Below are 15,436 nucleotides of genomic sequence, written 5' to 3' on the forward strand. Positions count from 1 at the left end.
AACTGTGCTCTCTTTTTTACTTTCTCTTCTTTATAAAAGTAAATAAAATACATATAATAACTGCAGTCAATGCCCCCATCGAATCAAGCATGACATCTTGGAACATTGGTGAACGATCACCTGTCAACATTTGATGGAACTCATCTAGACCGGCGTATCCTGTCGCAGATAACCAAGCAAGAACCCCCGTTAACCACCAGATTTTCATTTTCGGGAATACACCTAGATACAGACTACCTCCTAATAGAAAATAGGTGCCAAAATGGGCGCCTTTTCTTAAAAAGAATTCAATGAATTTGCTGTATCCAGAATGGTCGATACTGATAACACTTTCTCCATAAGTAAACTGGATACCTGATAATGCTTCTTTAAAGGGTTGGTTTGGGAACCAGGCATCAATTCTTGAAAGTTGCGATTGTTGTCCATAGGTTTGCGAGGAGCTATAAAATAAAATAGCCATGATCATTAATGCAAACACTAAATAGAAATTTCCATTTTTTCTTTGTTTTTTTAAAAACTCCATAAGTCACCTCTTCTTTCTATGATAGCTTTTTTTTCATAAAACGACAATAATTTCTCCAAGACTTATTCCTTCTTTAAATGCTATACTAGAGATAGTACCATAAATATGAGAGGGGTTTTTTGATGACTTATTCGCTTAACTGGGATTTAGATTCTATCTTTCCTGGAGGAAGTGCTTCAACTGAATTAAATGAACGTTTGGCTCAATTAGAACGACAAATAGAAACATATTACGAACAAATCAATCAATGGTCATTTTCATCCGAAGATATCGATTCTCTTGTGACGATTTTGGCACTTCAAGAAAAAGTAACCAATGGCTTCAGCCAATGTAATAGTTATATTACTGCTTTATTATCTGCTAATGTCAAAGATTCCGATGCAAAGATTTTGTCTGGTAAACTCTATGCTTCGTTACCACGTTGGCAAGCAGCAGATACGATCTTATCGAAAAAATTTGCAGAAATATCTGACAATGAATGGACAAACTTGATTGCCCAAGATCAATTAGCTCCGATTGCTTTTCGTATGAACGAAATTCGTCGCGATGGCGCACGCTTGTTATCTGAAAACGAGGAGCACATTATCAATACATTATCTTTGGATGGTTTGAATGCCTGGAGTAGTCATTATGATACGATTGTCGCTAGCGTGACTGTACCATTTGAACAAGAGGGAGAAATCATTGAATTATCTGCTGGTCAAGCATTCAATAAAATGATGGGTGATCCTGATCCAGAAGTCCGCAAACAATTATTTACAGCTTGGGAAACTGCTTGGCAAGAAAAAGCACCTTTATTTACAGACACCTTGAATCATTTAGATGGGTTCCGTCTATCTACCTATAAACTACACGGTACAACAGATTTCTTACAAAAGCCTTTAGAATATAATCGCTTGAAAAAAGAAACATTAGATGTAATGTGGGAGACGATCCAAAAAAATAAACAACCCCTTGTCGATTACTTAACAAGAAAAGCCAATCTTTTTGGTAAAGAAAAAATGGAATGGCAAGATCAAGATGCACCGATCATTCTAGGTGATATGAAAGAAAAAACCTTTACCTTTGATGAAGCAGCAGCATTTATCATTGAGAATTTCAATAAATTCAGTCCTAAAATGGCTGAATTTGCTCAAGACGCTTTTAACAAAAGTTGGATTGAAGCAGAGGATCGTCCTGGCAAACGACCTGGTGGTTACTGCACGGAATTGCCTGAAACACAAGAATCCAGAATCTTCATGACTTATAGCAATTCAGTCAACGAAGTCGCTACTTTAGCCCATGAGTTAGGTCATGCTTTCCATAGTAGTACGATGTGGGATCTTCCAGCGTTGAATCGTGAATACGCAATGAATGTTGCTGAAACAGCAAGTACCTTTGCAGAATTGATCGTAGCTGATGCAACACTTAAAGCGGCATCAACAAAAGAAGAAAAAATCAATTTATTGGATACGAAATTACAAAATGCTCTGGCTATGTTCATGAATATCCACTCCCGTTTTATCTTCGAAAATCAATTCTATACTGCTCGTCAAAAAGGACTAGTGGCAGAACAAGAGATCACTGATATGATGATCGAAGCGCAAAAAGAAGGATATGCAAATGCATTATCTACTTATCATCCTTATTTCTGGGCAGCAAAACTACATTTCTTTATTGATGATGTACCGTTTTATAATTTCCCTTATACTTTTGGTTACTTGTTCAGTTTAGGTATTTACGCCTATGCTAACGAGCAAGGTTCAAGTTTTGAACAAGAGTATATCGACTTACTACGCGATACTGCTTCAATGACAACGGAAGAATTGGCTCAAAAACACTTAGGTGTAGACTTAACGAAACCAGATTTTTGGCAAGCAGGCATCAACATGGTCTTAGAAGATATCCAAAACTTCATGGAATTGACGGAAGAATTTATTTGATCATGCTTTCTAAGCAAGAAAATTTTAAAGGATCGAACAGACAGTTATCAAAACTGTTTGTTCGATCCTTTTTAGTTTCGTAAAAAAAGAACTAACTCACTTAAGAGTTAGTTCTTCATAAATTACATACTTACAGCGAAGTCAGGTGCATACCATTGAACTGAGCCAATTTTAACACTTTCGCCCGGTTGTGGTGCATGGATGTATTGTCCGCCACCTAAAGAAATTGCTACGTGGTAAGTGCCACCAGCTGCTCCCCAGAATAATAAGTCTCCAGCTTTTGCTTGAGAAACTGAGATTCTAGCTCCTGCTGATTCTTGAGGTACAGTCCAACCACCGATGTCACGGCCAGTTACTTGTAGGTACACATAGCGTGTAAATCCAGAACAGTCAAATCCACTTGGATCTTTTCCACCCCATACATAAGGAGTCCCAATGTATTTCATCGCTTCAGCTACAATCGCTGCTCCATTAGTAGATGGAGTCGTTGGCGCTGGAATTGATGGTGCCGGCGTTGATGGTTCAGGTGTTGGAGCTGGTGTTGCAGGTGTTGATGGCTCCGGTGTTGATGGTGTTGTTGGCTCCGGCGTTGATGGTGTTGTTGTTTCTGGAACAGATGGTGTAGTAGTAGATTCTTCTGTTGAAGATTCTGGTACACTACTTTCAGTTGTTGAATCTTCTGTTGATGTAGATGATTCAGGAACTGAAGATTGTTCTGTTGAAGATTCAGCACTTGATGATGATTCTGAAGTAGCTGATTCAGAAACTTCTGTTGATTCTTGTACTGATGAAGAAGCTTGTTCTTGTTCTTGCTCTTGTGCTGCTGCAGCGGCAACTGCTGCTGCTTGTTCACGTGCTTCTCTTTCAGCTTGTTCTTGTGCTGCTTGTTGACGCGCTTGCTCTGCTAAACGAGCTTGTTCACGAATACGTGCTTGCTCTGCTTCAGCTTCTGCTTTTTGGCGGTTCAAGTCTTCTTTTTTATCTTCTGCTGTTGCTTGTTCAGCCGCTAAAGTAGTTTTTAGAACATTTAAATCAGCTTGTTTTGATAGTAAGTCGCCTTTTTGTGATTCTAAAGCCGCTTGATTTTCTGCTAACTCTTTTAGCTTCGCTTCATTTTCAGCTTTTTTATCTTCAACTGCCTGTTTGTCTTCTTTTTGTTGTTTCACTAAGTCTTGGTTCGCACGTACAATCGATGACATTGCTTGAACGCGTCCGATTGCATCTGAGAATGACTCAGCATTCAATACTGCATCGATGTAGTTAGAGCTTTTGCTGCTAACTTGTGTTTCACGTGCTTGCTCTTGGATTGTTGCTTCACGTTTTTCGATACGTTCTTGTAGATCTGCAATTTCTTGTGTCAATTGAGAAGACTCTTGACGTAATGTTGCTTGATTAGCTAATAAAGTTTCAGCTTTTGTATTGATGTCAGCGACTTGACCTTCTAATGCCTCGATTTGAGATTGGGCACTTGCTTGTTGGTTTTGTAATTCCGCAATTTTTTGATCTTGTTGTTGTATTTGAGAATCAAAATCTTCCGCCGCGGCTGCGATCGGTGATGCTACGGCAGTCAAGGCCATTGAACTTACCATTACTGCTGATATTAAACTCTTTTTCACTCTTCATTCCTCCGACTGGCTTAATTTAATAAATATCTAAAAATATTTAAGTCTTTCTTAACGATAACAAAATTGTACCATAGCTGTATGTCAATGAGATAATAGTTATGTTACAAAAACATTTCAAAACAACTGATTATAATGACAGAAATGTAAGATGACATGGTTATTTTCATAATACATTTTTCAATAATTAAATAATGCCCGTTTTAAATTAAATAAAAAAAGGCTGAAACATTCGTCCTTTCGCACCATCTAAAACCGAATAAACGGTGGGAACAGAAGTAATCTCTTCGGAAAATAAGGCGCCATCCACAAAAATGGCTCTATAATTTATGGGACTGATGAATCAAAATTGATTCTTTAGTCTCATTTTCATTTTAGGTATTAAAAAACATATCGTTCTCTAGTATGATTAAATCACCACAAAATAAACAACTGAGAGGACGATATGCTATATGAATGATTCTATCAAAAAAATGCTGAGATTAATAGATAAAGATTTGATGATTACTAAGATCTCTTACGAGATCTTTCATAAGGAAAAGACATTGGTCATTAATGCCATTCTCTCACCTACTCCTCGTGCCTGTAGAAGTTGTGGTTCTACTGTGGTAGATGGAAACGGGAAAGCAACTGTGGTGAAAAATGGGAAGAAGGAAATCATTGTCCGCTTTGAACAATACAATCATATGCCAATGGTTATGCGCTTAAAAAAGCAACGCTATACCTGTAAAAACTGTCGATCCCATTGGACTGCTCAAAGCTATTTTGTCCGCCCAAGACATTCAATTGCGGATCATGTCAGATATAAAATTGCTTCTTTACTGACTGAAAAAGTCTCTTTATCTTTTATTGCGAAAAGCTGTCAGGTATCTTTGACCACTGTTATTCGTACATTGAAAGAGTTTAAAAGCTATTTACCAAAGCCCACTAAGAGGATTCTCCCCAAAGTATTGATGGTTGATGAATTTCGTTCGCACACTTCCATAGAAGATAAAATGAGCTTTATTTGCGCAGATGGAGAAACAGGTAATTTAATTGATATCTTACCTACGCGTAAATTACCTCGATTAACAAACTATTTCTTGGGCTGCATCAATCCAGAAGAAGTAAAATTCTTAGTCACAGACATGAACGCCGCCTACTTCCAGCTTACCAAACGCGTTCTGCCAAATGCGAAAGTAGTGATTGATCGGTTTCATATTGTCAAACACATGAATCAAGCTTTCAATGAGTTGCGTATCCGTGAAATGAATGAACTGCGTAAAGCAGGACAGAAAAGCCATGCAGAAAAACTGAAAAAGAACTGGCGCTTTCTGCTAAAAAATCGTGCAAACATTAACCACTATGAGTATAAAACATGGAAAAGTTTCCGAGCACCTAAATACCCATTTCTTACTGAAGCAATGATGATTGATCGATTGCTTAGCTTTTCTACGCCCCTAAAGGAGGCGTATCCCTTTTTCCATGAATTAGTTGAAGCTTTTCGAGACAAAGACCCTGACTTGTTTTTCTCCTTATTGGCAGAACTTCCCGAAACGTTAGATGACGGCTTTCGTGAGAAACTTCAAAACCTTCTGACCTACGAAGAAGGCATCGCCAATGCGATGATTTATCCTTACTCCAATGGAAAAATAGAAGCAAAGAATACCCACATAAAAACGATGAAACGAGTATCCTACGGTTTTAGATCATTTGAGAACATGAAAATTAGAATCTTTTTGACCAATCAATTAATCAATGTTAGATAACAAAAAATCTGAGCCAGAATGAGGTTCATTCTGACCCAGATTTAATTTTTCGCAACTCATCAGTCCTTATTGACAAAGAGCCACAAAAATTTGAAAAACAATTTTCGTGGATGGCGCCTTATTCTGCGAGGCTAGACACTTCTGTCCCGACCTTCTTTAAATAGCTTCTTTAATGGGAATACAAGTAGAGCGAACAATACCATATTCAATAATAATGTTGGACCTAAATATTTAGTGATAAAGTACGTACTATCTACACTCGCAAGTTTGAATACCATTTGTACGATCAATGTAAACAACTCATAGCCTGTGATGAAAATGATGAGGCTAAAAAACTCAGTAAAAATATTTACATGGATGACCGATTTCATCCCATACATGATAAATACTAATAAAGGTAAAGCAACTGCATAAATGCCAATCACACCAATATAGTAAGAATCAAAGATAATACCTAAAACTAATGTCGTGATCAGTAAGTAGCGTTTGGAGAAACTCAAACTGCAAAATAGTAAAACCAATATCAAAAGATGCGCACTTGCCATGTAGTCACCGCTCGACCACCTGATCATCATTCGGGTAAAGTGCCCATCGATCAACATGAGTAAGAACAAGAGGATCGGCAAATAAATGGTCATTTTCTCTTTTTTCAGCATGGACTACTCCTCCACAAGACGTTTGATGATCGTTACTACTGGGAGATCATACATATCCGCATAAGGTTTGACATAGACTTCGCGATCTAGCCCATAACTATCTGGTTTTGTTTTGATGACTGTACCGATTTGCAGATCTGCTGGCGAGTTGCCTCCAAGACCTGATGTTTGTACTACGTCGCCCTCTTTGATTTCACTGTCACCTGTTAGCTGTGTCACAACTAGCGCTTGTAACTTTTCGTCATAATTCTTGAGTAAACCGAAAGATTCTCCGTTTCCAGAAGATACGCGGACAGGGAAATGGTTGGAACTTACGTTTGACGAAGTCAGCAATTCTACTTTAGAAGAAGTGGCATTGACTTCAATGACACGTCCGACTAAACCTTTTTGCGCCATGACTGCCATATTGACTTCGATTCCATCATTTGATCCTTTGTCGACGACTAATAGATCTTGCCATGAGTCAGGTGAACGAGTGATCACATTTGCTGTGACTCTTTCATAACTCGTCAACGTTTGGCTTAAATCGAGTTCGCTTTTTAGTGCATCGATTTCTTTTTGCATGTTCTTGTTTTTTTGAGCTATCTCATCATAGCTGTCGATTTTTTCTTTTAACCGTTCATTTTCTGAATAGGTGGTGAAAAGATGATGTACTGAATCCACGCCATTTTGGACCCATTTGACCGGAGCAGAAATCGTCCGATCGACAAAAGAGACACTGTCGTTCACAATAGATTGGAAGAAATTGGGCTTTCCTTCATTCGCTCGCTGGGCAGCTGTCACACTTAGGACCGTTACTACAATAATAACGATGACTAAGGTAATAATGATATTTTTATTAGGATTGAACTTCTTCACAAAGACACCTCGAATTAAATTAGACTCTTACCTGTAATTTTATCATTAAATAAGGGGAAACAAAAGGCTCGACCCTTCTTTTAAGCTTTTTTTAGCAAATAATTTAAACTGTCATTTTTCCGCTTCATTTCTTTTGCTACTTTGTCCTGAACCGATCCATCAATCTTTACTTTGGATGACTGAAATGATTCCTTCAGAGAAGCTGAAGGATGCTTTGTCAGTGACAAATTCATTGCTTGCATAAGAAGTTGGACGAGATACTTCCTCGTTTGATAGTTGATATTTGCTGTCAGATAATGTCAATTGACTAACAGGTGTCAAACAACAGTAAGCTAAATACTTCATTTCAGGAATTTTTTTTATCTCGTAAGCTCCTGGTAGATAGTAAGTGATTACGTTTTGTTTGTCTTGTATTTGGATCTGTCGTATAAAAGGTTGAAACCGTGGTTCTAATGCTAACCATAGATTAGCTAATAAATGATCTAATCTTCCACCAGTTGCACCGATCAGTGTCACGCTTGCTTCTGGAAAGTGTTCGAATGTCTTTGCTAAACCTAGCTGAGTGTCCGTATCGTCTTTCTCTGCTGGCGCTTGGTGTACTTCGACAGCTTTATCGGATACTCGTTGATATTCTGAGGAAGACAATGAATCAAAATCACCGATTGCTAGATCTAACGAATAGCCTTTTTCAAGCAAATAGAGTGCCCCACGGTCGATGCCCACGTATCGATCAAATGATTGCTGTGACAAGTCTGGCCAATTTTCTGGTGATCCGCCTGCAACAAGTAATACTTCCATTAGCCTAATGCCTTTTTCAATTGATCGATTTGAGCTGCTGGATCTTCTGCACTATAGACAAAGGAGCCTGCCACAAATACGTCTGCACCTGCTTCATGACAAATTTTTGCAGTTTCTGGAACGATTCCACCATCCACTTCGATTTGATAGGTCCAATCGTTCACCTTGCGTAATTCCGCTAACTCTGCGATTTTATCCACTGTTTCTGTAATAAAGCTTTGTCCGCCAAAGCCTGGATTGACTGTCATCACTAACACTTGATCAACTAAAGGCAAAACATGCTTGATCATTTCGATCGGTGTACCAGGATTGATAACGACCCCTGCTTTGACATCTAAATCTTTGATCATCTGGATCGCACGATGGATATGTGGTGTCGATTCCACATGGACCGTAATGATATCTGAACCTGCTTTTGCAAAATCAGCAATATAATTTTCAGGATTGATGATCATCAAATGAACGTCTAACGGTAGTTTTGTGACCGGACGAATTGCTTGCACTACATTCGATCCGAATGTAATGTTGGGAACGAATTGGCCGTCCATTACGTCCACATGGATATAGTCTGCTCCACCTTTTTCTACTCGTTCAATGTCTGTTTGGAGATTGGCGAAATCTGCGCTTAAAATCGATGGTGCTATTTTCATAAAAATACCCTCCTACTTTCTTCTAGTTTCTTTTTTGTTGTACATCGGTTTACGGTTTTCAACTTCTTGCAAAAATTGCAAGTAATTGTCATAGCGAGTCTGTGCAATTTCTTTTGCCGCTACTCTTCGTTTGACTTCACAATCTGGCTCTTTTACGTGCATACACTCTCTAAAGCGACAGTCTACAGAAGCATCGACAAATTCAGGGAATTGTTTGGATAACTCGACAGGTTCGATGACTAAGAAATCAATAGAACTGAAACCTGGTGTATCGGCAACCAATCCATCATAAAGTGGTAATAACTCGACATGTCTTGTCGTGTGACGTCCCCGTCCCAAAGAATCAGATATTTCACCTGTTTCTAACTCAAGCTCTGGTGAGATTTGGTTGAGCAACGTCGATTTACCTGCACCTGACTGTCCCATGAAAACAGTCAGTCTTTCTGGAAAATAGCGAACTAATTCATCCGTATCACCCTGTGTGCGAGGGACGATCACTGGATAGCCAATTTTTTCGTAAGTCTCTTTAATTTCTTTTATTTGTGTAGAATCGACAGCTAAATCCGTTTTCGTCAAATAGATCACTGGCTCGATCGATTCATATTCCAACATGACTAAAAAACGGTCGAGTAGATTATAAGAGAATGTTGGTTCGATCAAACTCGTCACAACAACTCCTAAATCAACATTTGCTACTGGTGGTCGTACTAATTGATTTTTACGTGGTAAAACTTCTAGTAGATAGCCATCGGTCTTGTTTTCACTTTCAAATATGACTTGATCGCCAACAAGGGGCGTGATCTTTCGATTACGAAAATTCCCTCGACCTCGTGTCTGATAGGTCTCTCCATCTTTATATACGTAATAAAATCCACTTATTGCTTTTCTGATTTGCCCTTTAATGAAACCCACCTCCATTTTTAGTATATTTTACCATAGGACAGCAGAAGTTAGGAGAAATCACCAAAAAATAGACCTAAGAATTTCCTCAAATGCCGACGACATTTTGAATTCTCAGATCTATTTTTTATCATTGTCGTTTTAGTTCGTTTAATTCTGTCTACTAGTCACTATCCGTCGAGGACGTTGTAGTGGTACTACTACTAGTTGTTTCGGAACTTGAACTACTGCTTGAACTGCTAGAAGAACTGCTGGAAGAATCTTTTTCAGAACTTGATGATGCTTTCGCTGGGTCTGGTCCTTTTGAGTAAATCACATTGACGATCGTTCCTGATGTGATCGATGCACCTACTCCTGGATCTGTACGGATCACTTTGTCTTTTTCTACTGTATCTGAAAACTCATACGTTTCATGACCAATGTAGTCGGCACCGATACCAGATAAGTAACTTTGCGCATCACTTTTCGTATAACCAGAAATGTCATTCAGTGTCTTCGCATCTGGTCCTTTACTCACCACGAAACTAATAAATGTCGCATCCGTCAATGGTTCCCCAAAACTTGGTGACTGACTGATGATTGCACCGGCTGGGACCGTATCACTATAATCATTCGTTGCACTGATATTCGTATAGCCATTCGTTCTCAAAATACTAAGAACTGTTTCATAGTTTTGTCCGGTGTAATCGCTCATCGTCGGCTGACTTCCTTTACTAACAGTAAAAGTAATCGTATCTGATGTGGGATCGACTTCTGTTCCTTCATCTTCTGATTGTGAGATGATATTTCCACTAGTGACCTCATCACTAAATTCTTCTTCTTTTTTGATTCTACTTGAAGAGAAACCTAAATCCAGTAGCTGCTTGCGCGCTTCATCGTAAGACATACCCGTAAAATCATCGAGTTGGATTTTCTTCTTACCTGTACTGATATAAAGCGTGACTTCACGATTTTGTTTCACTGTTGTTCCTGAGGCTGGATCTGTTTTGACCACATTTCCTTTCTCAATCGTATCGTCAGCAATTTCTTCAGTGTTCGTTGCTACCTTTAATTTTGCTTGTGTCAAAGCTTCTCTTGCTGAAGCTTCGGATTGACCCGAAACATCGGGAACCGTTACTTCTCCTCGTCCACCTGAAGCAAATAAAATCGCTGTCCCAATTCCTAACAAAGCAAGCAAGACCAGCAAAATGATCCACCATTTTTTTCTTTTTTTAGTCTTTACATCTGGCATTGTTTCTTCGGGATCTGGTAATTCTTCCGCTGGTTTCTCTTCGGGAAGAGGCATTGACTTAAAGGAATCTGGCATCGGTGTTTCTGCCGTCAGTGGTGTCAATACTCTTGTTTCGTTGTCCATCGCCTGGGGTTGCCATTTTTCTTCGTTTGCTCGTTCTAACGACAACACCGTTACTAGGTCATCTGCCATTTCTTCTGCCGTTTTATACCGGTCGACAGGTTCTTTGGCTGTTGCTTTCAAGACCACATTCTCCAATGACTGAGGTGCCCCTGGATCTAACTCTTTGATTGAAGGCAAGTCATCCTGAAAATGTTTCAGTGCAATGGTGACAGCTGATTCCCCATCAAAAGGAACGCTCCCTGTCAGCATTTCATATAAAATGATCCCTAACGCATAGATATCTGATTGTTTTGTCGCCATACTACCTCTTGCTTGTTCTGGTGAAAGGTAGTGAACCGAACCAAGCATCGTATTCGTTTGGGTGATCGATGTTTCCGATAAAGCAATCGCAATACCAAAATCGGTGATTTTCACAACACCTTCATTATCGATCAAGACATTTTGTGGTTTTAGATCTCGGTGGATGATTTGATGGCTATGTGCTAAAGAAATCGCAGACAAGATTTGTTGCATGATGTTTACTGCTGTTTCATAAGGAATCGGATAGTGCGTTTGGATATACCGTTTTAAATCCATTCCTTTTACATATTCCATAACTAAGTACTGCATGTTATCTTCTTCACCGACATCATAAACACTGACGATATTTGGATGAACTAGTTCGGTTGCCGCTAATGCTTCTCGTTGAAAACGACGGATCGCCGTTTGGTCATTTTGGAAATCAAAGCGTAGGACTTTGATTGCAACATCTCGATCTAAAATCAAGTCATGGGCTAAAAAGACATTTGCCATACCGCCACTACCGATGTTACCGGTAATTTGGTAACGACCATTTAATTTTCTTCCTGGCTCAATCATGCAACATCCTCCTTGTATTCAATAAGAAGAACGCTGATATTATCTGCTCCGCCGGCTTCATTTGCTTGATCCACTAATTGCGTTACTTTTTCTGATAATGATCCTTCTTGATTGATGATCGTACCGATCGTTTCTTCTGACAGCATATTCGTCAAACCATCCGAACATAGAAGTAAACGATCTTGGAGTTGCCAAAGATACGTTGCAACATCGACTTCTAATGATCCTGGCATGCCGACAGATCGAGTCAAGATGTTCTTACGTGGATGATTGACGGCCATTTCTTCGCTGATTTCACCAGATTTGACTAATTCATTTACTAAAGAATGGTCTTCCGTCAAGCGAATGATCCGATTGTCGCGAAGCAAATACGCACGACTATCCCCAACATTGGCAATCGTGAAACGTTCCTCTGATAGGGCAGCTGCTACGATCGTTGTTCCCATTCCGTTATATTCAAGCTGTTCTTGTCCTAATTGATGAATCGCGCGGTTTTCTTCTTGGATCGCTTGGATAAACCACTGCGCGATTTTTTCGTCATCAAGTAACGCTTGCTCTTCCCAGGCTTTCCCTAAGTTTGTGACGGCCATTTGACTAGCAATATCGCCTGCGCGGTGCCCACCCATGCCATCTGCTAAAACCGCCAGCGTGAGACCGACTTGGTTTTCAAATACACTGACATAATCTTGATTCGTATTACGTCTTCTTCCTACATCTGATTGATATTCAATCTGCATACTTTCACCTCATTACTTTTTGCGCAAACAACAAATGAAAAAGCCATCTGTATAAGATTGATGTGGATACAACGTCAACATCTTCTCCTTGATTGATGATTGTAGCACAGGATCAACTAAAACATCAATCTTCTCAAAATCAGGATGTCGTTGTAAAAACGCTGAAACAACTTCTTGATTCTCTTCTTTCAAAATCGTACAAGTACTGTAGGTCAATATTCCTGAAGGTTTAAGAGCCGTAGCTACACTTTCCAAAATAGCTAGTTGGATAGCCGGTAAATTGGCTAATTCTTTTTCATTATTTTTATAACGAATATCTGGTTTTCGGCGTAACAAGCCAAAACCGGAACATGGAGCATCTACTAAAATACGGTCAAATTGTTCTGCTTCAAACTGTTCTTTGACTTCACGTGCATCCATTTTTTGTGCGAACACTGCGTTGGCAACTCCTAAACGGCGAGCGTTCTCTTCCACTAGTTTTACTTTGTGGTCATGGACATCTAGAGCCACGACTTCTCCTCCACAAGTTGGATCAAGGAACGTGGCGATATGGGCCGTTTTGCCACCAGGGGCAGCGCAGGCATCTAGTACATGATGTTCTGGCTCAATCTGCATCGCTGGTGCAACAAGCATCGAGCTTTCATCTTGGATCGTCATCAAGCCATCGTGAAAAAGTGTCGTAGAGGCGAGTCTGCCCTTTTCAGCAATCACACCATATGGGCTTATTGGACTTGCTTTTACATCTAGTCCTTCTTCTTTCAATTGATCCAGTGCTTGTTCACGCGAAAGTTTACGGGTATCAATACGGCCACTCACATGACTTGGTTGATACAATGAAAGACCTAACTTTTCTGTTTCCTCGTAGCCGATTTGGTTAATCAAGCGCTGTGTCAGCCAATTCGGCAGACTTAATTTAACGGCTAAACGTTCGACTTCATCTGTGATAGTTTCCAGATCAGGTTTTCCTTGACGTAAATAATTTCTTAATACGCCATTCACAAATTTCCCTGTGCCGGGGTTGCCTTTGATTTTTGCAATTTCTACTGCTTCATTCAAAATTGCATGATCAGGTACTTTATCTAAAAATTCGAGTTGATAGACAGACAAATACAGCAAAGTTTTGACCCAGTCATCCACTTTTTTTGCATTTGCAATCAATGGCGCAACATAAAATGCAATCAAACGATGGCGACTGATCGTTCCATACACTAGTTCTGTAAACAGACCGATATCTTTTTGGTTAAGGTCGCCTTGGTTGATCATCTCATTCAATAATAGATTGGAGTATGCTCCACCTTTGTTGACACGCTCTAATGTCATCAACGCCATAAAGCGAACCGAACGTTTCATTTTTTTGGGTATTTTCGCCATTATTTCACCTGCTGTCCTACAGCGACTTGTTGTCCACTGCCATTTAGGAATTCTTGTATTAGTTGTTTTGCTTTACCGGCAGGTTGTAGTTCTTTGATCGATAATACCGTCTGTTCCCCACAAGCTACCCATAATTGTTTTTTATCTTTATGGATGATAGTTCCTGGTGTTTCAGATGTCGTCTCATCTGCCAACACATCTACTGCCCAAAGCTTCCAGCGTGTTCCTTCATAGGTTGTAAAAGCAATGGGCCATGGACGCATGCCACGAACTTGGCAGTCGATTTCTTCTGCTGTTTTTTCCCAATTGATTGCTTCTTGTTCACGTGTGATATTCGGTGAAAACGTTGCTTGGTCCTCATTTTGAGGCGTAGGCGTCAATTCGCCAGAAATGATTTTCGGTAGTGTTTCTAGCAATAACTCTTTGCCTAATAGACTAAGTTTTTCAAACATCGTACCGACATCATCTTGTTTAGTGATTGGTAGGCTTGCTTGTGAGAAAATACCACCCGCATCCATTTTTTTGATCATCTCCATGATCGTTACACCTGTCTCTTTTTCCCCGTTGATAATGGAATAATGGACTGGTGCACCACCACGATATTTTGGCAACAAAGAGGCATGAACATTGATTGCTCCATGTGTTGGAACTTGCAATAGTTTCTCCGGCAAGAATTGACCAAACGCAGCTGTTACCAGCACATCTGGTTGCAAATCAATGATTGTTTGCATTTCTGGAGAACCCGTGATTTTTTCTGGCTGTAGCACAAGAAGATCGTGCTTCAAAGCCGCCACTTTCACAGGTGTTGGGGTAATGATTTTTTTTCTTCCCACTGGTCGATCAGGTTGTGTCACGACAGCGACGATCTCATACCCTTGGTCGATCAGCCCTTCTAGTACAGGAACTGAAAATGCTGGGGTTCCCATAAATACGATTTTAGTCATCTAAATGTTCCTCCATGTATTCTTCGAGTTTTTCTTCGGGGATTTGTTCGATCATTTTATCGATAAATAAAATCCCATCTAAGTGATCGATCTCATGTTGAAAGGCGCGTGCAAGATAACCAAACGCAGTGACTTCGATTTCCTCTCCGTCACGATCATAATATCGAACCGTTACTTCATCTGCACGTTTGACTGTACCGTAGACATGCGGAATACTTAAGCAACCTTCCACATCGATACTTTCTCCTTTTGCCTCGATAATCTCAGGATTGATGAGTTCAAACTTATCCCCTTCATCGACTTCAACAATAGCGATCCGCTGATTTTTGCCGACTTGCGGCGCGGCGATGCCGACTCCGTCATTTGCCACCATTGTTTCATACAAGTTATCTAACAAGACGATTGTCTCATCAGTGATCATATCGATTGGTTGGGCTTTTCGATTCAATTTTTTATTTGGGTGGATCATTATTGGATAACTCATAGTGTTTCCTT

General features: G+C 39.7%; 14 protein-coding genes. 2 read left to right on the plus strand and 12 right to left on the minus strand.

What is annotated here, in order from left to right:
- Positions 1-16: 16 nt before the first annotated feature.
- Positions 17-523, minus strand: a complete 507-nt coding sequence (locus IGK77_RS13870; protein ID WP_071866553.1) for a VanZ family protein — start codon at positions 521-523, stop codon at positions 17-19.
- 122 nt (positions 524-645) lie between these two features.
- Here IGK77_RS13870 and IGK77_RS13875 point away from each other — a divergent pair, with 122 nt between their 5' ends.
- A complete protein-coding gene (locus tag IGK77_RS13875; RefSeq protein ID WP_071866552.1) occupies positions 646-2,445 on the plus strand; it encodes a M3 family oligoendopeptidase in 1,800 nt (599 codons plus the stop codon).
- A 122-nt stretch (positions 2,446-2,567) separates the two neighbouring features.
- Here IGK77_RS13875 and IGK77_RS13880 read toward each other — a convergent pair whose 3' ends face one another.
- Positions 2,568-4,061: a C40 family peptidase gene (locus IGK77_RS13880; protein WP_071866551.1), complete on the minus strand. Its 1,494-nt coding sequence runs from the start codon at positions 4,059-4,061 to the stop codon at positions 2,568-2,570.
- Between the two features lie 458 nt (positions 4,062-4,519).
- On the opposite strand from IGK77_RS13880, the gene IGK77_RS13885 reads away from it, so the two are divergent.
- Positions 4,520-5,815: an ISL3 family transposase gene (locus IGK77_RS13885; RefSeq protein WP_438713035.1), complete on the plus strand. Its 1,296-nt coding sequence runs from the start codon at positions 4,520-4,522 to the stop codon at positions 5,813-5,815.
- Positions 5,816-5,946: 131 nt separating this feature from the next.
- On the opposite strand, the gene mreD is transcribed toward IGK77_RS13885, so the two are convergent.
- From mreD to def, 10 genes are all read right to left on the minus strand, one after another.
- On the minus strand, positions 5,947-6,471 hold the full coding sequence (mreD, locus tag IGK77_RS13890) for a rod shape-determining protein MreD (protein WP_065096081.1): 525 nt from the start codon (positions 6,469-6,471) through the stop codon (positions 5,947-5,949).
- Positions 6,472-6,474: 3 nt separating this feature from the next.
- Positions 6,475-7,329, minus strand: coding sequence for a rod shape-determining protein MreC (mreC, locus tag IGK77_RS13895; protein ID WP_010734107.1), 855 nt, complete (start codon positions 7,327-7,329; stop codon positions 6,475-6,477).
- A 159-nt stretch (positions 7,330-7,488) separates the two neighbouring features.
- A complete protein-coding gene (locus IGK77_RS13900) occupies positions 7,489-8,127 on the minus strand; it encodes a thiamine diphosphokinase (RefSeq protein ID WP_065096082.1) in 639 nt (212 codons plus the stop codon).
- Positions 8,127-8,777: a ribulose-phosphate 3-epimerase gene (rpe, locus tag IGK77_RS13905; protein ID WP_074801789.1), complete on the minus strand. Its 651-nt coding sequence runs from the start codon at positions 8,775-8,777 to the stop codon at positions 8,127-8,129. The genes IGK77_RS13900 and rpe overlap by 1 nt, the downstream gene beginning before the upstream one ends.
- 12 nt (positions 8,778-8,789) lie before the next feature.
- On the minus strand, positions 8,790-9,689 hold the full coding sequence (gene rsgA, locus IGK77_RS13910; protein ID WP_029593934.1) for a ribosome small subunit-dependent GTPase A: 900 nt from the start codon (positions 9,687-9,689) through the stop codon (positions 8,790-8,792).
- A gap of 151 nt (positions 9,690-9,840) precedes the next feature.
- Positions 9,841-11,889 carry a Stk1 family PASTA domain-containing Ser/Thr kinase gene (gene pknB / locus IGK77_RS13915; protein WP_074801787.1) on the minus strand — a complete coding sequence of 683 codons (2,049 nt, stop codon included), beginning with the start codon at positions 11,887-11,889 and terminating at the stop codon, positions 9,841-9,843.
- Positions 11,886-12,626: a Stp1/IreP family PP2C-type Ser/Thr phosphatase gene (locus IGK77_RS13920; RefSeq protein WP_010734102.1), complete on the minus strand. Its 741-nt coding sequence runs from the start codon at positions 12,624-12,626 to the stop codon at positions 11,886-11,888. Before IGK77_RS13920 ends, pknB begins: the two co-directional genes overlap by 4 nt.
- Before the next feature lie 12 nt (positions 12,627-12,638).
- Positions 12,639-13,997, minus strand: a complete 1,359-nt coding sequence (gene rsmB, locus IGK77_RS13925) for a 16S rRNA (cytosine(967)-C(5))-methyltransferase RsmB (RefSeq protein WP_074801785.1) — start codon at positions 13,995-13,997, stop codon at positions 12,639-12,641.
- Positions 13,997-14,941, minus strand: a complete 945-nt coding sequence (fmt, locus tag IGK77_RS13930; protein WP_010734100.1) for a methionyl-tRNA formyltransferase — start codon at positions 14,939-14,941, stop codon at positions 13,997-13,999. The genes rsmB and fmt overlap by 1 nt, the downstream gene beginning before the upstream one ends.
- The gene (gene def, locus IGK77_RS13935; RefSeq protein WP_071866546.1) at positions 14,934-15,425 is read right to left on the minus strand and encodes a peptide deformylase; all 492 of its coding nucleotides are present in this window, start codon (positions 15,423-15,425) and stop codon (positions 14,934-14,936) included. Before def ends, fmt begins: the two co-directional genes overlap by 8 nt.
- Positions 15,426-15,436 lie beyond the last annotated feature (11 nt).

This window comes from Enterococcus sp. DIV0806c, assembly GCF_051710905.1.
Taxonomy (GTDB): domain Bacteria; phylum Bacillota; class Bacilli; order Lactobacillales; family Enterococcaceae; genus Enterococcus_B; species Enterococcus_B mundtii.